General features: G+C 71.1%; 23 protein-coding genes. 13 read left to right on the top strand and 10 right to left on the bottom strand.

The window, feature by feature from the left end; all coding sequences use genetic code 11:
* Nucleotides 1–58: 58 nt before the first annotated feature.
* The 3 genes from ACH4XV_RS41920 to ACH4XV_RS41910 form a co-directional block, all read right to left on the bottom strand.
* Nucleotides 59–535, bottom strand: a complete 477-nt coding sequence (locus ACH4XV_RS41920; RefSeq protein WP_395798762.1) for a hypothetical protein — start codon at nucleotides 533–535, stop codon at nucleotides 59–61.
* A 316-nt stretch (nucleotides 536–851) separates the two neighbouring features.
* On the bottom strand, nucleotides 852–1826 hold the full coding sequence (locus ACH4XV_RS41915) for a helix-turn-helix domain-containing protein (RefSeq protein ID WP_395798760.1): 975 nt from the start codon (nucleotides 1824–1826) through the stop codon (nucleotides 852–854).
* A complete protein-coding gene (locus ACH4XV_RS41910) occupies nucleotides 1823–2656 on the bottom strand; it encodes a hypothetical protein (protein ID WP_395798759.1) in 834 nt (277 codons plus the stop codon). Before ACH4XV_RS41910 ends, ACH4XV_RS41915 begins: the two co-directional genes overlap by 4 nt.
* Before the next feature lie 307 nt (nucleotides 2657–2963).
* On the opposite strand from ACH4XV_RS41910, the gene ACH4XV_RS41905 reads away from it, so the two are divergent.
* Nucleotides 2964–3338: a hypothetical protein gene (locus ACH4XV_RS41905; protein ID WP_395798757.1), complete on the top strand. Its 375-nt coding sequence runs from the start codon at nucleotides 2964–2966 to the stop codon at nucleotides 3336–3338.
* A 224-nt stretch (nucleotides 3339–3562) separates the two neighbouring features.
* Here the strand turns inward: ACH4XV_RS41905 and ACH4XV_RS41900 are convergent, their stop codons facing one another.
* Both ACH4XV_RS41900 and ACH4XV_RS41895 read right to left on the bottom strand, forming a co-directional pair.
* Nucleotides 3563–4126 (bottom strand): hypothetical protein, encoded by a 564-nt coding sequence (locus tag ACH4XV_RS41900; RefSeq protein ID WP_395798755.1) that lies wholly within the window; start codon nucleotides 4124–4126, stop codon nucleotides 3563–3565.
* A 139-nt stretch (nucleotides 4127–4265) separates the two neighbouring features.
* Nucleotides 4266–4700 (bottom strand): hypothetical protein, encoded by a 435-nt coding sequence (locus ACH4XV_RS41895; RefSeq protein ID WP_395798753.1) that lies wholly within the window; start codon nucleotides 4698–4700, stop codon nucleotides 4266–4268.
* Nucleotides 4701–5367: 667 nt separating this feature from the next.
* Here ACH4XV_RS41895 and ACH4XV_RS41890 point away from each other — a divergent pair.
* The gene (locus ACH4XV_RS41890; protein ID WP_395798751.1) at nucleotides 5368–5799 is read left to right on the top strand and encodes a DUF1877 family protein; all 432 of its coding nucleotides are present in this window, start codon (nucleotides 5368–5370) and stop codon (nucleotides 5797–5799) included.
* A 332-nt stretch (nucleotides 5800–6131) separates the two neighbouring features.
* Here ACH4XV_RS41890 and ACH4XV_RS41885 read toward each other — a convergent pair whose 3' ends face one another.
* Nucleotides 6132–6377: a hypothetical protein gene (locus ACH4XV_RS41885; protein WP_395798749.1), complete on the bottom strand. Its 246-nt coding sequence runs from the start codon at nucleotides 6375–6377 to the stop codon at nucleotides 6132–6134.
* A 360-nt stretch (nucleotides 6378–6737) separates the two neighbouring features.
* Between ACH4XV_RS41885 and ACH4XV_RS41880 the strand changes: the two genes are divergently transcribed.
* Nucleotides 6738–7634, top strand: a complete 897-nt coding sequence (locus ACH4XV_RS41880; RefSeq protein WP_395798747.1) for a hypothetical protein — start codon at nucleotides 6738–6740, stop codon at nucleotides 7632–7634.
* Between the two features lie 250 nt (nucleotides 7635–7884).
* On the opposite strand, the gene ACH4XV_RS41875 is transcribed toward ACH4XV_RS41880, so the two are convergent.
* A complete protein-coding gene (locus ACH4XV_RS41875) occupies nucleotides 7885–8208 on the bottom strand; it encodes a DUF6210 family protein (RefSeq protein WP_395798745.1) in 324 nt (107 codons plus the stop codon).
* Between the two features lie 144 nt (nucleotides 8209–8352).
* Between ACH4XV_RS41875 and ACH4XV_RS41870 the strand changes: the two genes are divergently transcribed.
* The 7 genes from ACH4XV_RS41870 (at nucleotide 8353) to ACH4XV_RS41840 (ending at nucleotide 13193) form a co-directional block, all read left to right on the top strand.
* A complete protein-coding gene (locus ACH4XV_RS41870; protein WP_395798743.1) occupies nucleotides 8353–9669 on the top strand; it encodes a tetratricopeptide repeat protein in 1317 nt (438 codons plus the stop codon).
* A 455-nt stretch (nucleotides 9670–10124) separates the two neighbouring features.
* Nucleotides 10125–10466, top strand: coding sequence for a hypothetical protein (locus ACH4XV_RS41865; protein ID WP_395798741.1), 342 nt, complete (start codon nucleotides 10125–10127; stop codon nucleotides 10464–10466).
* A 200-nt stretch (nucleotides 10467–10666) separates the two neighbouring features.
* Nucleotides 10667–10789 (top strand): hypothetical protein, encoded by a 123-nt coding sequence (locus tag ACH4XV_RS41860; protein ID WP_395798739.1) that lies wholly within the window; start codon nucleotides 10667–10669, stop codon nucleotides 10787–10789.
* Nucleotides 10786–11949 (top strand): methyltransferase domain-containing protein, encoded by a 1164-nt coding sequence (locus ACH4XV_RS41855; protein WP_395798738.1) that lies wholly within the window; start codon nucleotides 10786–10788, stop codon nucleotides 11947–11949. The genes ACH4XV_RS41860 and ACH4XV_RS41855 overlap by 4 nt, the downstream gene beginning before the upstream one ends.
* Before the next feature lie 340 nt (nucleotides 11950–12289).
* A complete protein-coding gene (locus ACH4XV_RS41850) occupies nucleotides 12290–12586 on the top strand; it encodes a hypothetical protein (protein WP_395798737.1) in 297 nt (98 codons plus the stop codon).
* Complete coding sequence (locus ACH4XV_RS41845) at nucleotides 12583–12834, top strand: type II toxin-antitoxin system RelE/ParE family toxin (protein ID WP_395798736.1); 252 nt, start codon at nucleotides 12583–12585, stop codon at nucleotides 12832–12834. The genes ACH4XV_RS41850 and ACH4XV_RS41845 overlap by 4 nt, the downstream gene beginning before the upstream one ends.
* A 215-nt stretch (nucleotides 12835–13049) precedes the next feature.
* Nucleotides 13050–13193, top strand: a complete 144-nt coding sequence (locus ACH4XV_RS41840) for a hypothetical protein (protein ID WP_395798735.1) — start codon at nucleotides 13050–13052, stop codon at nucleotides 13191–13193.
* A gap of 200 nt (nucleotides 13194–13393) precedes the next feature.
* Here the strand turns inward: ACH4XV_RS41840 and ACH4XV_RS41835 are convergent, their stop codons facing one another.
* Entirely contained in the window at nucleotides 13394–13561 is a 168-nt protein-coding gene (locus ACH4XV_RS41835; protein ID WP_395798734.1) for a hypothetical protein, read from the bottom strand.
* A gap of 728 nt (nucleotides 13562–14289) precedes the next feature.
* On the opposite strand from ACH4XV_RS41835, the gene ACH4XV_RS41830 reads away from it, so the two are divergent.
* Both ACH4XV_RS41830 and ACH4XV_RS41825 read left to right on the top strand, forming a co-directional pair.
* Entirely contained in the window at nucleotides 14290–15126 is an 837-nt protein-coding gene (locus ACH4XV_RS41830) for a hypothetical protein (RefSeq protein ID WP_395798733.1), read from the top strand.
* Nucleotides 15127–15703: 577 nt separating this feature from the next.
* Nucleotides 15704–16489, top strand: coding sequence for a hypothetical protein (locus tag ACH4XV_RS41825; RefSeq protein WP_395798732.1), 786 nt, complete (start codon nucleotides 15704–15706; stop codon nucleotides 16487–16489).
* 174 nt (nucleotides 16490–16663) lie between these two features.
* Here the strand turns inward: ACH4XV_RS41825 and ACH4XV_RS41820 are convergent, their stop codons facing one another.
* Nucleotides 16664–17368 carry an AAA family ATPase gene (locus ACH4XV_RS41820; protein WP_395798731.1) on the bottom strand — a complete coding sequence of 235 codons (705 nt, stop codon included), beginning with the start codon at nucleotides 17366–17368 and terminating at the stop codon, nucleotides 16664–16666.
* 584 nt (nucleotides 17369–17952) lie between these two features.
* Entirely contained in the window at nucleotides 17953–18273 is a 321-nt protein-coding gene (locus tag ACH4XV_RS41815) for a hypothetical protein (RefSeq protein ID WP_395798730.1), read from the bottom strand.
* Between the two features lie 634 nt (nucleotides 18274–18907).
* Between ACH4XV_RS41815 and ACH4XV_RS41810 the strand changes: the two genes are divergently transcribed.
* Nucleotides 18908–19927: a restriction endonuclease gene (locus ACH4XV_RS41810; protein ID WP_395798729.1), complete on the top strand. Its 1020-nt coding sequence runs from the start codon at nucleotides 18908–18910 to the stop codon at nucleotides 19925–19927.
* The last annotated feature ends 174 nt before the right edge of the window (nucleotides 19928–20101 follow it).

Here is a 20101-nt window from a genome sequence, read left to right as displayed (position 1 = left end):
GATCAACACTTACGGGACAAGCCTTGGTAGGCGGGGTTTTCGCGTACGAGCGGGTCGATCAGGTGCAGAGGCCCCAGTTGCTCCAGCCGCCGCTGTAGACGTTGCACCAGTACCGGTTGTCACCACCGAGCACCTGCACGATGAGGGCCCCGCCGGAGAACCACCCGTCGACGCCGTCCCGGACGTTGTTGCTGTTGCCGAGCCTGCCCCAGGGGGACCACGCTCCGCCCGCGCTGTACTGGTAGCTGTGCCAGACCTGGCGGTCGGTACCCAGGCCGAAGTATTCGTCCCGTCCATCCGCCCAGGACACCGGCTGAATGCGGCTGCCACACAGGAAGGTGCCTTCGGCCGGGCCGCCCGGGGTGGACCAGGGGCAGCCGTCGGTGCGGGCCGTGCTCGTACCGGTCACGGGAATGGCGGGACCCACGGTGGCGTCGTGGGGGGTGGGTGCCTGTGCCGCCTGTGCGGTCGGGACAGGGCTCAGCACGGCGACGAGCGCCAGGGTCAGAACGGCAAGAATTCCGGGCTTCTTCATGATTCCCCCAAGGGTGGCGTGACGGCAGCTCGCGACAGGCAACGATCACGGTTGATCGCCACAGGAGTGCTGATCGGGGCGGTGGCCGACCCGCCGGACGGCGGATCGTGTCGGTAGGGCGGGCTCGGTCCCTGCACAGTGCCTCGCGGTGCCCCCTCACTCTGGCGCAGCCGGTACACCGGGGTCATCCGCACGCGGCGCAGCATTCCTCCGCATCGTGCGCACAGCAGTGGGAATGGGGGCTCGGTCCGTTCGCGTGTTCGACCACGGTCGCGCCGGCCCTGCGGGGCCCGGCCCGTGCGGGCCGCGTCGGCCCTCAGCGCGCGGAGGGCAGGCCACCCGCGTTCCGGGCCGGCGCGCGGATTTCGTGGGGTGTGGTCCCGTAGGCGTTGCGGAAGGTGCGGCTGAAGTCACCGGGGCGCAGGGCCCAGCGGGTGGCGGTCTCGGCGATGGTGCGGTGGCGCAGTGTCGGATCGGTCAGGTCGGCGTGGCAGCGTTGAAGGCGGCGCCGCCGGATGGACGCGGCCACCGATTCGGGTTCGTCGCGGAAGAGTTCGTGGAGGCCGCGTAGGGAGATGTGGTGGTGGGCGGCGATCGTGGCCGGCCGTAATTCGGGGTCGTGCAGGTGGCGTTCGATGAACGCGTGGACGCGGGCCCGAAGTGCGGCCTTGCGGGTGGTGTCGGGCAGGAGGTGGTGGTTGTCGAGGGCGGCGGCGAGGACGGTCGCGGCGAGGTCGACGCCGATGGCTCCCAGCCGGGCCAGGTCCGCGGGGGTGCTGTCGTGTGCGGCTTCGGAGAGGTGCGCGAGGTAGGAGGCGAGGAGTCGGCCCGGGCCGGTGCGCGCGGGCAGGGGTTCGCCGAGCAGTCGGTCGGCCCGGCCGCCGGGCAGCGGGAGCGTGGCCCGCGGCAGGCGCATCAGCGTCAGTCGGGACTGTCGGCCGACTTCGACGAGGTCGCTGTCCAGGGGATGGGAGGTGGAGAACAGCGCCATCCCACCCGCCTCCAGGCACGCGGTACGGCGTTGTTGGGTCACTGAGATCGGGGCGCCGCGCACCAGCACCAGGAGGTAGCACTCGGGGTCGTGCCGGCGGATCTGCACGGCGGAACGGCGGGCCGTCATCGGCGAGAACCCGAAGTCGGCCACCTGGGTGTTTGGCGTCTCCACGGCCTCGACCCGACCGCGGAACGCGGCCGTGTGCGGACGGATGGACACGGGCATGACGTGCCGGCCGACCAACTCCGCCCACCAGCCGAACCGTTCCGCCGGCGGAACGCCATCCGTACTCCTCACCGAAAGCCCCGACCCACCGGACCCACCGGACCCACCCCGCGAAGATTCCTCGTCGACAGACACCCGGGCATCCTCCCCAACCAACCACGCACGAGGAAGAGCCGTATCGACATCCGGCGGCGCCAGGTCTCACGGGCTTCGATGTCGTCGGGGCTCTCCAGAGCGCTGATGTCGTGGCCCCAGCTTTCGAGCGCGTCCAGCGCGCGATCGCGGGTGTAGCGGTCGGTGCGGGTGGCGAGCAGGTGACGGGCGCGCGCGGCGAGTTCGTCGTGGTGGCCGGTGAGGTCGGGGTGTTCCGCGAGCGGGATGGCGGCGAGGACGGCGGCGTCGCGCACGGCGGGGTCGTCCGCGTCGAGGAACGGCCGGACCGCGCGGAACAACCATGGGCGAAGGTCCCGGAAGGCCTTCAGGTCCACATGCATGTCGAGGTAACGGCCCTGGCAGGCCCGGTTGCCGCAGGTCACGGTTTCGTCGTCGGCGTCGAACGCCGTGTCGTCCAGCCACTTCAGAAGGACCGCGCGAGTCGGCGGGCGTGACGCGCTCCCGTGTGCCGCGGTCTCGTCCTCGCCCGCCGCGACGGCCGGATGATCCAGGATCGCGGCGACGAACCGCGCGACGGGCACGGTGGCTTCGTAGATGGTGTTCTGGTGCCCGATCAGCGCCTCCTCCGCGGCGGCCGCCCGGACCGCGGGGTCGGCGTCGAGGAGTCGCATCAGCGCCTCGGGCAGAAACCCACCGCTCTCTTGCGGGGCCATCAGGGAAGCCCAGTCGGTGTTCTCCAGGATCACCCGGTGTTCGGGCAACGCCTCGGGCAGCGGACTGGGGGTCACCGGTGGAGGCTACCGCGCCCGGGAGACACGCACCCCGGCCGCAGGAAGGCAGTGGCGGCGCGGTCCGACCGTGCAAGAAGGCGGGCCGACCTCGGGGGCCGCCGAACGTGACGGCCCCGCGCCTTGTCCGGGCCGTGAGCGGTCCACGGCCGCGGGCCCGGGAAGACGTGCCCGGCCGGCGTTTCGGGCGCGCGGACCGGACGATCCGTCGTGTCAGAGCCGGTCGTCGAACTGCCCCGAACGCCCGATGTCTCGTCTTGCCTGACCCAGCCGGGTCTCCGAGTTGAGGCGTGAGAGGGTCGTCCCCGTGGATGAGAGCTGGAGATTCGCTGACGGCCTCGGGCCGGTGGCGGCCGAGTCGGCGGTCGAGGCGCTCCGGCGAGCAATCGCCGACGGGAGGCTCGAGTCGTGGCTGACCAGTTCGTCGGGTCGACTGCTGGCCGTCGTGAGCAACGCCGACCGCGCGATGGTGATGCTGCTCGACGGCGTGGATGATCCGGGCGAACACGCCGCCGACCCCGGAGCCGAAGGGTGCGGCAGCGGGTTCGTCCTGGCCAACGGGCAGAGCGACGAGTATGCGAACGCGGACACGGTGCCTCTCGCCGAGGCATTCCGGATCGTCCGGCACATCGTCTCCGTGGGCATCCCGCCGGCCGATGTGCCATGGGTGATCGACCGCTGACCGACTTGTGCTCGGTAGCCGGGAGTTCCCACCGCCCCTCTTCGGATGGCGGGACGCACCGCGCCCGGCCCAGATCCGCCAGGTTCGAGCCGGTGTTGGGATGGAAGGACGTAACAACGCAACAACGCCGGTTCCTTCCGTACTCCTCTTCGTCTCGCTCGCCGGACCCGCACCATCTGGCAGTACTGGCACGTCCCGGCTTCGTCAGGACAGCCTGTCGCGTGCTATGTGTTCCGGTTTCGCGTGGTGGGTTGTGGGGCGAAGGTCCACGCGGGGTGTTGTGCGCGGAGAAATGCGAGGTGGGCGGTCCAGGTGGTGTCGGGCAGGGGCGTGGGCCCGTGGATCGTGATGTTCTCGCTGGTGTCGATGTCGAAGCCCCAGGCGAAGCCGACGAGGGGGACGACGTGGCGTTGGATGGTCTCGGTGATCGGGGTCCAGGCCAGGAAGGTGTGGGCGAGCCAGGACATCGGCGCGCGGTCGAGTCTGGCGGGGGAGTCGAACAGGGTCGGGGCCAGGCCGAAGTAGCAGTAGGGCGAACGGGAATCGGGGAAGAGTACGAACGGGTCCATCCCGAACACCGCGCCGCCCGACGCGTCGTCGCTGGAGCGCACGAGCTGGACCCAGCCGAACATGCCGTCGTAGCCCCGACCGGGGTAGGCGACGCGGGCGGTCAGACACGGGAAGTCCCTGGCCTCGGCGGTCTGTCCGACCGCGGCGGGATCCTCGACCCGCTCGACGGTCGCCTCCACCGAACCGGCACGCCCCTCGCGCACGAACGACAGGATCACGCCCCCAACCTGCCAGGACCCGCCGGGCGCCCACAAGGCCGGACGGGTGTGGACGAGCCGCGGCCGGTCCCGGGCGGCGCCGACCGCAGAATCTTCCGCGAGGGACCCGCGGAAGGGCACCGCTCGAAGTCGACCGGGTTCAGCGGGCGTCGCTTCGGTTGTCGGTGGCCGGTGTGGGGAGGAGGTGATCGAGCGGCCGGGCGTCGTCGTGGGTCCCGCTGTGGGGAGTCGAGTTGGTGATGCCGATGTGGACCGGACCGCGGGTGGTGCGTGTCTCCAGCGCGGTCCACTGGTCGAGTTCGTGTTCGGCGTAGGCGTGGAGCAGGACGGCGAGTCGGATCTCGTGGGCGGGGGTGAACCGGTTCTCCCGCGCGCCGAGCGGCGGCAGCAGAGGGTCGATCGAGTGGAAGTAGCCGTCGGTGGTGCCCGGGGGACACGTACGGAACATCTCGAGGTACACGTCCCCGTACTTCGTCCGCACCCGCAGTATGGCCACCTCGTCCAGGACGTGTTCGGCGTATTCGTGCAGCATCAGGGAGAGTTGCCGTCGGGCGGTGTCGTCGAACCCGGTCATCACCCCACGGTATCGGCGCCACGGAAGCCGCACGCGGACGGGTCGCGGTGCCCGGCGCGCGGATCGCGTTTCCTCGAGATGACGTCGGTGTCCGGTGGCACACAGGGGTCATTCGGCACAGGCATGGGTGGAGGCGATCGTGACGTCCGAGCCGTTCGAGCGCCTCGCGATCCCGGAGCAGCCTTCGGCGAACGAACACATCGCCTGGGTGCGCGAGTTGCGGATCTGCGACGCCGGTCGAGCCGATGCCTGGATCGTTCCGAATTCACCCACGCCCTTCGCGATCCCCGGCGACGGCGGGAACGAGGCCGCAGCGGTGCGCGTGGCGGAACCCGACGGTACGCTCGAACAACGCTGGCCAGGACAACCGGCTCGTGGGTCCGAAGGCCGCCCGCGTGGTCGGCGATCTCGCCGGTCGCTGTCGTGCGTCGATGGGTGCGACGCCCGGATTCACCGCGCCCGGCGCCGTCGACGGTGACGTGTTCCACGTTCCCGCGGGCATCACGAGACGGTGGAGACTATTTCCGGCGACGTGACCGCAGGGGTGCGCAAGACTGTGCCGGTGGCGTTGACACAGCAGTTCGCGAGGGTGACTCCGGCGCATATCGAGGCCTGTTGTCGGCGGGCGGCCGAGTCCTCCACGGGTGATCCGGGTTGGGATCCGCCCGTGGACGACTGCCTCGACCTGAACTGGGACGCCTGGCCCTTGCCGGCGCTGTTTCGTCGGGCCGGCCTCGAATCCGCGTCGGTGGCGGCGATCGACCGTGCCCTGGACGGCGACCCCGGCGGAGACATCGCCTTCCTGGACCACGACGGGGTCTACGGCGGCATGAGCGAGCCACCCGCCCTCCTTGCCCCCGGGGCCGTCGCCGAAATCGCCGCCGCACTGGACGCCATCGACGCCGACCGGGTCCTCGCCGCGATACCCCCGACCGCGGAGGAGACCGCCACCGTGTTCCGATTCCGCGTCGAGGACATCGTCGCTCTCATGGCCGGAATCGGGCTCGTGCCCTATGTGACGGGCGCGTTGGACCGGCTGCGGGCGTTCTACGCGGAAGCCGCCCGACGGGACCTGGCCATGGTGGTGTGGATCGACTGAGGGCCGTTCGACGCGGTCCGGAACCGACCGCGCCCACGCGACGTCCCTCCGCGGCCGGGGTTCCGGGACTCGACTCCGACCCGACCCGGTTGACGGCATGCGCAACTCCCTACCCCGGGCGGGCGTCGCTCGGCGCCCGCATCGCGTCATCCTCGTTCGGGAGATCGAGCGGATGCGCGGCAATGGGCCACTGTCGCATCGGCGCCGGAGAACACGACTTGCCTTCGGCGGCAACGTCGTCGAGACCGAAACGGACCCCCACCGGCCCGACCCGACGCATTTGCCGCCCATCTCGGGCGCCACGCCGCCCGCCGACGTGCGCTTCGTCGGCCTCACGGCGTGGCGACGGTCACCCGGTGGGTTCCGGGTTCGGTTCCGAGGTCGACTGCGCAGATCCTGATGTGGACTCTGTCGCCCTCGCGCGCCGTCGCGCGATCCTCGTCGGTCAGCGCCAGGCCGCTCACGAGAAAGTCCGAGAGGGCGCTCACGGCGGCGCCGTGCTCGGGGAGCGCGATGATCGTCGCAGGCATCGTGGCGCCGATGCGGTCCCGGAACGGCGCGGCGGGGTTGGTCTCCAAGGGCCCTCGTGGCTCCCGGCCGACGTCGCGAGGGCTCCGCCGTCACCGTAGGCAGCGACGGCCCTCGGGGCGCACCGGACGCGACGAACCCGCCCATGAGCCGGACCCCTGCCTCCGGTCCCGGACCTTAGGGTCCGGTGCCCGGTGTGAGGAGGAGGTGGTCGAGCGATCGGGCGTCGTCGTGGGTCCCGTTGTGGGGTGAGGCCGACGGGAGTGTCACTCCGATGCGGGCGGGGGAGGCCCCGGAGCGATCTCGACGGGTGCGTCGATGCCAGTGGCGGCCGGGGAAGGTGCGGTCGTCGACCCGGCGTTCGACGTGGCCTCGGGTGTGTGTCGGGGTCATCGGTGATGATCGTTCCCGTGACCGATCCTCGGGTGCCCGGCGCCCCGCTCGCCGATTTCGACGCGTACACCCGGGCGGTCGCCGCCGTCTTCGCGGCGGACGACGCCCGTCGCAGGGGGTGGGGGCCCCGATTGGCCGAGGACGTGTACAAGACGTTGGTGTACGCGATCGAACGGTACGAGCACGAGAACCTCGAGGAGGTCCTCGCCGACCGACCCCCGCGTCCACCGGTCGAGGACGTCCTCGCGGGTGCGGGCGTGCCGGAGGGGCCGCCGACCCGGGGGCCGGACGGTGCCTGGTCCGCGAGGCGGCGGGTCTCGGATGCCTTCACGGGGGCGACCGCGGCTGCGGTGTTCGGGGCCGGGCCCGCCGGATGGGACGAGTGGGTCTATGCGCCCGCCGTCGGCGTCGGCCCGCTCCGGTTCGGCATGACCGTCGACGAAACGGTCGAGGCGGCGGCCGGGACACCCGGCCGGACGAGCGTCGGCGACTGCGCGCCGGGCCACACGACCTTCTCCCGGACGTGGAGGATCGAGGTCCGCCGCCGCGAGCCCGCTTCCTCACCGCCCGCGGTCACGGCGTACGTCAGCCGGGCTGCGGGGCTGTTCTGCGTCGCCGTCGACGCCGAACACGGCCCCCAAGTCGCCTACGACGGAATCGCGCTGGTCGGCAGGGACCGAACGGAGCTGGAGAACGAGGCGATCGCGTACGCCCGGACACGGGGCGTCTGGCTTCGCTACTCGCACGCGGGCTACGCCGGACCGGACGATTCCGGGATCGTGATGTGCGAGCAAACGGTCGGGTCGGTCATGCGATCGCGCCCGTTGTTCATGGTCACGCGCGACGGCGCGAACACCGAATGGGACTCGCTCCCCTCCGAGGAGTACCCGGGCAACGGCGATCCCCTGGTCTGACGTCGTGGGGCGTCACCCGCCCACGATGGGACGGTCGACCACGCGAACGACGGGCTCCGACCGCCGCGCACCACCCGCTTCGACGGCGCGAAAGTCGCCGACGCCGTCGACACCGCCGTGATGGAACGCGTCTATCGCAGGCCCCGGGTCCTGGACCCGAGGCGCGCCCGGGGCGGGCGGTCGTCGCGTGCCGGGGACACGGTCCGGTCCTTGCCGATGTGGCCGTGCCTGCGTGCCCGGTGGCGGGGGGTCAGTCGGAGTTGGACCAGACCAGGATGCCGGGGCCGAACTCCGTGGTCACCGGGACGTGTGCCTCGCTCATCTCCTCCATGCGGCTCTCGTCGACGACGATGCGGTCAGGTCGTCGCCGTAGGGGGGGTGACGGTTCGCTGGTCGCGGGGATCCGGATCATGGCGACGGCCGCGCGCAGCGCGGGCAGGTGTCCGGGAATGGACGCCATCGCCACCGGCGCGCTGCGCAGCCGGTTCACGAACAGGTCCCACTCGCTGCCCCGCGCTACACCGGACGTGTGCCGGTCCCGGCCGAGGGAGGACCCGCGTCGATACGTCGGCACGCGGACAACCCCTCGGTCCAAACCGGTCCCGCGGCGCCGACCCACGACCCGGCGCGGGGTCCTGCCGGTGGTCTCCATCGGTCCGACGCGAAGTCGTCGGTGCTGTCGGCTCCGTGTCGGGGTCGGGCGCTACGGTGCCCGGTCGTGGACGTCAACGATCTCGACTTCCGGGCCCGGACGCGGTCCGGCTGCGTTCCGCCGGAACTCGCCTCGCGGTTGCTCGAGCGAGGCCGTGCCGACGTGGTGGAGGCGCAGGCCGGGCGCGGGCAGTGGTTCTGCGCGTTGGCGTGGGCAGGGGCGCTGGGTGATCGGGGCCGGGAGGGCGATGCGTGGGAGCTTCTGGCCCCGTATGTGGCAACGGGTTGGTGGACGGCCGTTGTTGGCGCGGCGGGGTTGCTGGAGGGTTGGGGCCGGGTCGACGAGGCGATCGACATCACCCGAAAGCGCATGGAGGCCGGGCACCCGATGGCCTTGGATGCCTATACGAGGCTGCTCGCCCGGCACGGCCGCGCCGGGGAGGCGTTCGACCTGCTCGTGCCGCATGTCGACGACTGGGTGGTCGCCACCGCCCTGGTCGACGTCGCCCATGTCGCGGGCCGCGACGAGGAGGCCGCCGCGCTGCTCGCCGGCCTGATGCGGCCCGACCATCGCTGCGACGGGCCGTGGTGCCGCCGCGGCCTCGACCCCGACACGGCGCTGAGCCTGCTCGCGACGATCGGCGAACGCCAGGGCCGCATCGACGAGGCCGTCACCCTGCTCCACCGCCGGCAGATCGTCTCCGTCAACGGGCGAGACCAACTCGCCGACCTGTTGGCCCGACACGGCCGGGTCGAGGACCTACGCGCCTACGCCGCGCGCGACGGACACGAGGAGGCAGTACGGCAGTTGGCGGAACTGCTGGAGAAGGGCGGCGACGTGGACAGGGCGATCGCCGTGTACGGGCCGACCGACGGCTCCGCGGCCCGGGACCCGAATGTGGCCTACGATCTCGCGCAGCTTTTGACCCGGCACGGACGGGGAGAGGAGGCGATCGCCGTGATGCGCGCCGTGGCCGACGCCCACCCCGGCGACGACTGGATTCTCCACGCCTTGTCCGAGTTGTGCCTGGGCCGGGGTCGCCCCGCCGAGGGCTTGGCCCACCTCGATGCCCTCCGGGTCCGGTGTGGGGGCGAGGAGGAGTGGGAGTTGTGTCGCGTACGGTTGCCGCTGATCGCAGCCTGCGGCGGCGTCGACGAGGCGGTCGAACGCGCCCGCGCCCACCCCGAGGGCGACACCTGGTACGCGGCGGAGGACATCGCGCGCCTGCTCGCCGGTGTTGGGCGCACCGAGGAGGCCGTCACCGTCCTCCAGGGGCACGACCGCAGGATCGGCCACGACCTCGCCCACCACCTCGTCGACCTCGGCCGCGTCGAGGAGGCCCTGGACGTCCTGTTGCACACGAGCCCCCGCCACCGCTCGTGACGACGACGTACCCGTGGACCGACGAATAGCCCTGACCGAGGGCCCGTGATGACGGGCCGTCATTCCGGGGGTGGGCGATCGACGTCGAAGCGCACCGCGTCCGTCCCGTCCCCTCGTGTGGTGCTCCTCGGGTTCCCCGCCGAGCTTTTGCGTGCGGTTTCGTGTTCGTTTTCGCACGCCTTCGGGCCGGTCGTCGGTCGGGAGCCTGGTGCACCTACTCAGCCGAGGTGCCATGGGCCGGATGAACGAACCTGATCGCGGCGGGGTACTGCGCCTTCGCGAACTCACCGGCCGCGGCATCCTCCTCGAACACCTGCCGACCGGCGACCTGCTGGAACTGCGCGAGACCTCGCCCGGCTCGACACGCTCCGCCCGCCAGGAGTGGGACCACGAGGGTGTTCGTGTCGGACCACCCCGCCATGCGTCATCGCCGTCCCGTGTGGGAGGAAGCGGCCGTGACCCCCGTCGAGGAACGTTCCGCGGACCACTGGCGTCCGACCGCGTGCACCGCGTTGCGCAGCGCGCTGATGGCCCGCGCCGGACTGTGGTGGAACGCCTTCGGATCGCGTGCGCGTCTCGTGCCGCCCCGCCGTAGCAACACCACCCGATGCCTGCGCTGGGACCGCGGCCACGACGGCGAACGCATGGGGACGATCCTCCCCACCGGCGCGGTCGCGATCGACGGGGCGGTGCACCTGGCCGGGCGCGACGAGTCGGACGTGAGCGTGTTGCGGCTTGGGGAGGCGGCCGTCGAACTCGGCGGGCCCTTCCGGCGCGACCCCGCCCCGGCGGCATGAACTTCGGGCGAGGACACACCTGCGATTCCGGGCGGCGTGTGAGGAATGTTCCCGCGAGGCATGCGGTGAGGAATTACGTATCGGGTCGGTGAAGTCCTGCCGGCTTCCGCGCGCCGACTGCGGCCGAACGCTTCCCTGCCCGCCCGACCGTACGTCATCATGAAACTCCGCACCGTGACGCGACGGGAAGGGGGCGGGACGTGGGCGAGCACAACAAGCCGGATCCGGATCCGTCGAAGGGCAAGCCGCCGCCGGGGAACAAGGACGGCCAGGTCCCGGAGGAACCGGAGCCGGACGGCCAACACCGGAAGCCCAAGCCGTGACGAACCCCGCCTCCGACCTCGACGCGCATCGTCACCGCGCGATGGAGGCGATGGACGCCCGTCGGTCGTGGCCGAAGCACGCGCCGTGGGTGCGCGACGCCGTCGAGGCGCTCCCACGGCACGTGTTCGCGCCGGACCGGCTGTGGGACTGGGACGGCCACGCCTACGTCCCCGTCGACCGCGACGCCGACCCGAGCGCCTGGGCTCGGCTGGTGTACGCGGGCCCGTACGACGCGGCGATCACCGAGATCACCGCCGGTCGCCCGTCCTCCAGCCTGTCGTGCACGTCGGTGGTGGCGGGCATGCTCGACGCCCTCGACGTCGAACCCGGCCACAGGATCCTGGAGTTGGGCACCGGCACCGGCTGGAACGCCGCCCTCCTCGCACACCGCGTCGGCCCCACGGGGCACGTGACCACCGTGGAAGCCGCCCCCGATCTCGCCGCGAACGCCCGCGCCACCCTGGCCGGGGCCGGCTTCGCCGACACCACCACCGTCGTCTGCGGCGACGGCGCCCTCGGCCACCCCGACACCGGCCCGTACGATCGTGTGATCGCCACCTATGCCGTCGACCGCGTCCCCTGGAGGTGGATCGAACAACTGCGCCCGGGTGGGGATCTGGTGTTCCCGTGGGGCCGGTTAGGGCATTTCGCCGTGACCGCGGCCGCCGACGGCCGCTCGGCGACCGGGTGGCTGCAGGGCTTGGCCCAGTTCATGCCGGCCCGAGACACCGCCCCCGTCCCGGAGTTCGATGAGATCCGCGCCGGCCACGCCGCGGAGGGCGAGCGCCTGCTCGCTCGCGACGCGGCGCCGCTGCACACCGATCGGGACCTGCTGTGGGCGTTGCGCGTCGCGCTGCCCGACGTCGTGTACACCACCGACACCGACGAGGACGGCGTCAACGCGTGGATCCACGACGGCGCCCGATCGTGGGCGGTGCTCACCACGCTGCCCGACGGCCGGATCCGCGCCGGTCACGGTGGTCCTCGGCGCCTGGTGGACGAGATCGAGGCGGCGTGGGACGCGTGGGAGCGAGACGGCCGGATCCGCCGCTGGGACCACGGCTTCACGATCACCATGGGGGAGCAGTTCGTCTGGGCGGGCGATGCTACGACCGGCCGCCGATGGTCCATTCCCGCACCGGCACCGGTCACCGGCTGATCGACCGGCTCACGACGGGCTGCGCCCACGCGGAGAGCCGACCGCTTTTTCCACAGTGAACGGTGAGCGATGTCCGATCTCGATGCGGTCGACCACGGCGCCGGCGAACGTGACGGCGCCGGACGACCGTCGGGGTCCGGGTCGGATTTTGACGGGGACCGGCCGTTGGTCGGCTGCGAGCCCTCATGCCGACCGGCGGCAAAGCAGGCCCCGAGGCGGTCGCGTTCGTCGAAACGCGGGCTGGCCGACGCCGGCCCGCCCGAGCCGATGACCGCGGCGCGGACCGGCAGGTACCGTGGCTTCGGAAGGGGCTTCGCCCATCTCGCGTCGAGGGGACGACATGAGTGCTCAGCCGGAACACGCGCCGGCGGGTCCACCGGTGCCGCGGACGATTCGCGGGGTCCGCCGTGCCCTCGACCAGGAGCAGCGCGCCGCGTTCGAGGAGGAGCTCGCGGACGCTGAACTGGGTGCGGTGGACGACCTGTTGTTCCTGTGGTGGGGCATCGCCACCTGCGGGCACGACCCGCAGGTGATCGCGGACCTGCGGGCCGCCGACGCCGGCACACTTCAGTCCCGTCCGGCCGATCCGGTCTCCGACGAGGCTCGGGGCTGGTCGGGCCGGACGGGCGAGCGGTGACGTACCGGATCGAGTACACGAACCCGCCGCAGGCCGAGCTGCGGGCGATGGACGCGAAGACCCGGGCTGCGTTCGACAACGGCATCACCGCCGTCGCCCGGGACCCGTACGGAGCCGGCTCGAAGCCGTACCCGGGCGGCGGGAGCGACGACCACCGGATTACCCAGGTCGGCGGTGTGGCCATCATCACCTACCAGGTGTCCCGGTCGGTGTTGCTGGTCACCGTCGTCAAACTCGTCGCCCGCTGATTCCGCAAACCGCGATGGCAACGACAAGCCCGCGACACCGGACACCCCATCCACTCGTCCACCACGTTGCGGACACCTGTGCCGCGTCGCGCCGAACCCAGGGGCCGGTCGCGCGACCGACGAGCCATGCCGGGGAAGGCCCTGCGGCCTGATCCGCCCGCCCTCTCGGGTGGCGCGGTGGCGTCATCTTCTTCGACACCAACATTCTGTTCAACGTGGACTTGGACGACGAGCGCTACGACGTGATCCGCGCGGCCGGGCACGTCGAACACCGCGTGTGCCTTCCGGAGATGGTCCTCGAGGAACTCGTCGCCCAACGCGTCCTCTCCTACCGCGGCCGTCACCCACGCGTGGAGTGACTTTTTGCGCCCTTTGCGATGGATACCGCTGCCGGTACACCCGCAACCCTTCGGCGGGTGACGGCGCGCCGCCGTCGGGACGGAACACGTTCGGGACACGAGTGAAGCACTCGGTGTCTTCGCGCCGAACCGTCGTTCTTCGTCGCCCCGTTCGGGAAGGTCGGGCCGAAGGTTCGGCACGGGTCGTCGGGTCGGGTGTCTCACCGGGTGTCGGTGATCCGGCCGATGATCCAGTCGAGGACGGCCCGCGCGATGCCCGAGGCGGTGCCGGAGAGGATCGGCCCTCGCAGTCCTGAGGCGGTTCGAGGCGTCGACGCGGGGGCGGGGTCGGTCTCTTGGGTCGAGTGGTGGGGGCGCCGGTGGTTCATCGTGTCTCCTTGCGGGTCGGTCCGGCCGATGCGGGCCGGGTGGTGGGACCAATCCGGGGAGTTCGGGGAAGGGGTTCGGCGAGTGGCTGCGCGCGGCTAACGGCACATCTACGCTGGCGGGATGTCGGATGAGAAAGTGTCCGGGGCGGGGTTCGGGTCGCACGCGCCGAACGGTCGCGAGCTGCCCGTGACGCGTAGCGGCGCCGCCGTGGAGGCGTTCAAGACCGCTCTGCGTGTCCTGCGCGAGGACGCCGGAAATCCGTCCTATCAGAGCCTCATCGATGCCGGAGCGCGCCGTGAACCACGGGTGTCGCTGAGGAAGGCGTCGCTGAGCGAGTGGTTCCAGGCGGACCGACCGGTGGTCCCGGGCGACTCTCCGGTGTTTCGGTTCCTGGTGGAACGACTCCAAGAGCTCGCGGCCAAGAATCCGAATCGCAGGCCCTTGCCGGACCTCTTCGAGCTTCGGGCCGCCGCGGAGGCGCAACGCCGGCCCGGGCGAGGGCGTGGTGTACATGGTGGGTTCGTCGACGACGCGCGCGCTCTCCCCAGCAGACCGGTCGCGCACCCGGTGTCGAGTTCCGCGTCCCCGGCCGGCGAGAGCGCCGGATCGCCCGCGTCCTTCCCGAAGGATGCGCCGCGGTCCTTCCCGTGGATCACGCGGGGCAGGGTGGGGATCGCCGCCGTCCTGGTGGGCACCGTGACCGGCCTCGCGGTTCCAGGACCACCCCGTGGTTCCGTGGGAGCGGAAACAGGCGACTCGACGTTCCGCCCAGGTCGAACCCGACATCCGCTACACGGTGCAATTCCAGGACAACGGCTGGCTTCTCGCCTTGCCCGTCGGCGTCGAGCCGACTCCGGAACAGCAGGCGTACATGCGTCGCTGGACACTGGGACCCCCGTACGACGACTCCTACACCTTCGACCGGCTGGCCGCCGAACTGCGAGTGGCCGGAGGAGCCGAGTTGGGGCGACTCACCTTGCGTGTCCCGCTGACGTCCGCACGAGGAGAGCCGATCGAGGTGGACGAGATCCGCCCGGTCGACATCCGACGCACCGCGCCCTACGCCGGGACCCTGGTGAACGTACCGCCTCAGGATTCCGGGACGACCCTGAAGATGATGTTCGATCTCGACGAGATCGAACCGCGCGCACGCGTGGCGGTCGAGGGCGACGACCTGCAGCCCCGTCCGGGGGGTCTCTTCTTCCAGGGCAAGACCCTGACACTCAACGATCGGGAAGACGTCCTGATGATCAGATCCATCACCACGACGCACGCCGTGTCGTTCGACATTCGCATCGACTACCGCATCCGGAACAAACCGGGACATCTCCTGGTGACCAACAACGGCCGCCCCTTCGCCGTCACACCCATGAACTGCCTCCATGGGGCGAAGGCGAAGCCGACTCCCGCAGCCGCCACCGAGGCAAGGAACCCGGCTCTGCCACCCGTTCCCGTCGAGGTGACCCGCGGCCCGGCCGCGTACCGGCACGCCTGGGAGTTGTCCGACTCGCGCCTCGTCGAAGCCGCCGACCCGGGACACGTGGAATCCCACGCGTGTGCCTGATCCACGGCACGGCTCACTGCCCGACGAACCCGACACTGCCTTTCCATGTACCGGAGTTCGCGGTCACAGCTCGATACCCGGGCGCCAGCCTCGCGCCCGGCTCCCGTATTCCGGGGACCGAAAAACTAACGGCTCTGGATGACATCCGGGACACGGTTGGCAATGCCTCCGGCCCGCGGTGCGTCGGCCGACCGCTCGTCGCCACCCGGTCACCGCCCCCACTTGTCTCGGAGCCGTTCGGCGACCGTCCGGCCGCCCCTCTCCGACAACCAGCGACCGAAGCGACCCATGCCCCAGGCCGAGAGTGCGCAACGACGGGCCACGCCACGGGCGAGGACGCGACTCGGACCACCGCACCCGGCGGGACGTACTCCTTTGCCCGGTGCGCCACGACGTGGAGGGCGCGGCCGGCGTCCCCCGAACGCGGGGGCGCCGACCGGTCCGTCCGCACCGTGAACACGCGCATCGACGGCGTCATCGCGGCCGGGAGCGGACGAAACGCGGCATACGCCGGCCCCGGCGAGGCGAGTCCTGGCGACGAGCCACTCGGTTCCGGGCCCGGCCCTAGGCTGACGAGGTGACCACGACAGCACGACGCCTGCCCGGCGACCCGTCCGCATTGCACCTCGAGTACTCGTTGCGGCACCCGGTGCGCGACGTTTCCCACGACCGCACGATCGAGCGCTGGAGCGTGATCGTGCGACACGGCTACGAGGTGCATGACGACACCCGCTGCCCGGAGTACTGCGACGACGCCGACTGCCCGGTATACGAGGAGTACGGCATCGAGGTGGGCCGGATGCAGTTCTTCCGGATCCACCTGTACCAGGAAACGAACGCGTGGCGGGCGATGGAGGAGGAGACCCACGAACTCCACCTGATCGCCTGCGCATTGCTCGACCAGAACAGTGGAGACTTCCGCGAACGAGCCGACAAATGCCTGGAGTTCACCGGATCCGACCTGCTGGTCATGGATCGGGTCGTCCTGGACAGACCGTGGCGCGGGCTCGGCCTGGGCCCGATCCTGGCCGCGGAGGCGATCGACCGGCTGCGCCCGGGAGCCAGGGCCGTCGCCTGCATGCCCGGGATCTCCGACCGCGAGGCCGGCTGGGAGCCGAGCCAGGAACGGTGGGACCGGATCACGGCCAGGATCACCGCCGGCTGGGAGAAGATCGGCTTCGAAGAGTTCGAGGACGGCGTGTACCTCCTCGATCCCGCGACCACCGCATTCGAGAACGCGCTTTCCGCACTGCGCAAGGACTTCCACGACGCGTGTCGCACATGGCTGGCCGCCGCGGCAAGCGAGACCGAAAGCGGCTGCCGCCCCGGCGAGAACGAGAACCGGCCCTTCCCGAGCCGGTGACGATCCCCAACCCCGGAGCACCCCGTCGCACCGATCAGGCCACCGGCGTGGGCGGTTCACCCGAACCGGACGAACATCGTCTGCCGGGACCGTGGCGATCAGCGGCGGAACTCCCGTGCTCCGTCGGAATTCCCGTCGGCCTCGATACGCGATGGTCCGCCTTCGGTGAACGCGCTACGCACCCGACGCGGGAGTGGGCGCGGCGGCGAGTCGGCGCGCGGTGACCTGGTGCCACCCGTGCAGTGTCCCCGCGACATGCCGGTTCAGGTCGGTGATCTCTCGAGCCGTGGTGTCGGCCCACACCGGGTGCAGGTCCGGGACGACCGTGACCGCCTCGGTGTCCGTCAACGGCTCCAAACGCACCCGGCGGTAGGTGAAGGAGTACAGGTTCGGCGCCTTTTTCGGCAACGTCATACCCCAGGCGGGGGAGCCGATCACGACCAGGGCGATGTCCACGTGTCGATCCTCGGCCAACGCCGCGAAGTACTCCAACGCGTCCTTCGGCAAGACGTCGGCGCGGTCGACGACCACGGCGCGGGGGCTGCGTTCGAACGCGCGGGTGACCCCGTGTTCGAAGTCGACCCGCGACCGCGGGGTCAACCTCCCCGGCCACAGCCGCTGCCACAGCGCGTCACGCACCGTCGGCATCGTCGGGCGAGAGCGGAACGTCAACCACGCCGCATCCCGGTCGCGTTCCCCACGCCGGGCGTGCAACGCGGCGGCGACGGCGTCGGTCTTGCCGATCCCGGGCACGCCGGTGACACACAACACGGCCGGTGTCGCGACCACCTCCCGCACCGCCTCGTGGACCTCCAACAGCCCGGCGGTCACCGCCGTGCCCCACCCGGACACCGCATCGACGCCAACTTCGGGTTCCACCCACACGCGACGAATCCTCTCGACCACAGGCCCCCCGGACCCGACCCAGTCTGACCGCGTACGGCCCACCACGCCCCGGAAACCGGGGAAGCACCCACCGCCGGTGATTCCCGCGGATGCACGTCGGTGACAACGGGTACTGCCGCGCCGACCCTCGACAGACGAGCACGGCCGGAACACGGCCCCCACGAATGCGGGCGCGCCCACCAGACCACAAGCCAGACACCGACACCGCCACGGTGCGCCCGCCCCCGGAAAGGACTCCAACGGCTCCAGACCCCGGCCGCGCGCATGTCTGCGCGCGCGGGCGTTCCGCCTCGAGCAGCTGCGCCGCGACACGCGCCGTGGAGCAGACCCGGCAGGCGCGGCCGCGCGATTTCAGGTGCGCGTACCGGGGCGAGCCCTCGGTTCCGCACTCCGTGCACACGCACCGCCAAGGGGCCAGCGCTCGGGGATACGGTTCCAGCGGTGCCCAGCCGACGGCCGGGACCGGACCGGCCCTGGCGAGCGCGGTCGCCGATCGAGTTCGGCGCCGCCGTCGGTCCTGCGGTCGCGTGCCGCCGGCGTCGCGGGGGATCGGGAGGTTACGTGCCGTGGTCCGGTTTGGGCGGCAGGGCCTGTTCCAAGGCGAGCGCCACGTCCTGGAGCACTTCGTCGCGGGGTCGGTCGGTGGCCTGGGCGAGGCGGTCGAGGAGTTCGACGATGACCAGGGTGTGGGCCGACAGGTCCCTGTCGTGCGCGACGGCCAGGTCGTGCAGCGCGGTTTCCAGGGTCGCCCGGTCGCGGGCCGACAGCCGGGTGAGGCGGACCGGGGCCGGTTTCGCGGCGTTGACGCTGCGGACCAGGTCCCAGCGTTGCGTCGGCGGCGTGTTCGGGTCGCCGAGGATCGTGACGGTCCGGATCACGCGTGCCACCAACTCGCGCGCCGGTGCGCGGTCGACCCGGCGCGGAGAGGGCACCGTTCCCGGCCGCCACACCGACAGCGAGGCGTCGTCGTCCGCGTCGGGCTCGACGTGATACCCCGGCCGCGCGCAGCGCAGCCGCGTACCGCGCGACCTCCCCGCGACCGGGCAGGGACTCGGACGCGCACGCCAGAGCGAACGGCCCGCCGTCCGCGCCGCCCTCGACGACGAAGCCCCCACGACGATCGGAGAACTCCCGACACCGCGCCCGCCGCAACACCCGGCGCACGTCCTCGGCGTCACGGTCGCGCTCGGTCCACAACGGCCGCCCACGCCGCCCGAAACCGAACTCCGGCGCCTCGCCACGTCGTCCACCCCACATATCGTCGACGGTAGAACCCCGTCCACCCGCGTGTCCGCCCATTCGGTGGACTCGGACGGTGGTTGCCGAACCGGCTGAAAGCCGCATGCCGTCGACGTGAAGGTCCGACGGTCGGCGCCCAAAAGCGGGGGGCGCTTCACCGAAGCGGCGACACGATCCCTCGGTCGACGGGAAAGTCCCGCCGCAGGGAGCGGACTGGGGAACCCTGGTCTCGATGATCCAACGGCCGGCTGTTACGGAGGGGTGGGTGGCGGGATGACCGGTGATTCCGTTCGTTTCGAGGACGCGAGCGTTTTCGTGCCGTCCCGGGCGTATGCCGAGGGCTGGGCCTCGTACACACGGCAACAGTGGTCGATCCACCTCACCGCATATCGTCAAAGGGTCGAAGACCTGTACGAGGAACTCGTCGACGCGCACGCCGCATCGTTCGTGCTGCTCGGGCCCGTGGAGATCCTGGTGGTGGTTTCGTTGGTCCGGGAATGGGTGTTCGTCCGTCCCGCGCCGCAGGACGTCGTGACGCTGCTGGAGCGTTGGGAGGACCCACAACTGGCCCGGTGGGACATGGCGACCAGAGCCGACCACGAACGGCGTGTCCGCGACATCGCGGCCGTCGACGACGGCTTCACGCTCTTGGAAACCTACGAACTCGGCCAGCGGTTCGACATCGACCGCGCTCCGGACATCGGAACCTCGAACGCGCACCACTGGGGCCGTGAGACGGCCGACAGGCATGCCCAGAGCGCGATGACCATGTCAGGACTGAAGGACGCGATCGCAGCGTTGACCGGCCGCGGCATCGACAGGAAGGCCCTCGCATCCCTGCGCGGACGATTGGCCGAGATCCGGGAACTGAAGGACGGGGTGCGGGGCACTCGTTTCGAGGCATGGTTCGGTGATTTGCTCACTGCGCACGGCTGCGAGGTCGAGCGTGGAAAGAAGCGGGACGGCGAGCAGATCGACTTCTTCGTGCACAAGCCTTTCCGAGCCATCATCGAGTGCCGCTGGCAGAAACCAGCACTTCAACCGCGTGCGCTCTCCGACCTGACGGGAAAATTGGGCAGGAGGCCGTCCATCGTCGCTGGCCTCTACGTCTCCATGTCGGGCTTCACCGAGGCATGCCGCAAACACGCACTCCACGAACCCAACGGACGCACCGTCCTGTTGTGGGACAGCGACGACGTGGACGAACTACTGGGTGGTGATACGCATGCGCTGGACCTTTTCGACCGCCACGTGTCCGACAGGGTGCGCCGCTACAAGGCCCCGGACGCCTGACGTCGCGTCGTCCATGGGCCGAGTCCAGTCCGCCCGATCCCGACTCTGCTCCTGCTCCCGGGACCAGGAGCCCGGTTCCGGTCGCCTTCACGTGCCGTGTCGGCGTGTGCGGCCACCGGCGCGCGTCCGTCCGCCGGCTCGGGGCCGGTAGTGGTCTTCGGCGGTGTGGTCCAA

Origin of the sequence: Embleya sp. NPDC020630, assembly GCF_044334985.1 — a bacterium.
In the GTDB taxonomy this organism is placed as follows: Bacteria; Actinomycetota; Actinomycetes; order Streptomycetales; family Streptomycetaceae; genus Embleya.
This window is presented reverse-complemented; position numbering and strand designations above follow the sequence as displayed.

Coding starts and splice junctions, on each gene's coding strand:
- ACH4XV_RS41920 (WP_395798762.1), bottom strand. CDS start 535: ATGAAGAAGCCCGGAATTCTTGCCGTTCTGACCCTGGCGCTCGTCGCC.
- ACH4XV_RS41895 (WP_395798753.1), bottom strand. CDS start 4,700: ATGACCGGGTTCGACGACACCGCCCGACGGCAACTCTCCCTGATGCTG.
- ACH4XV_RS41850 (WP_395798737.1), top strand. CDS start 12,290: ATGAGTGCTCAGCCGGAACACGCGCCGGCGGGTCCACCGGTGCCGCGG.
- ACH4XV_RS41835 (WP_395798734.1), bottom strand. CDS start 13,561: ATGAACCACCGGCGCCCCCACCACTCGACCCAAGAGACCGACCCCGCC.
- ACH4XV_RS41810 (WP_395798729.1), top strand. CDS start 18,908: ATGACCGGTGATTCCGTTCGTTTCGAGGACGCGAGCGTTTTCGTGCCG.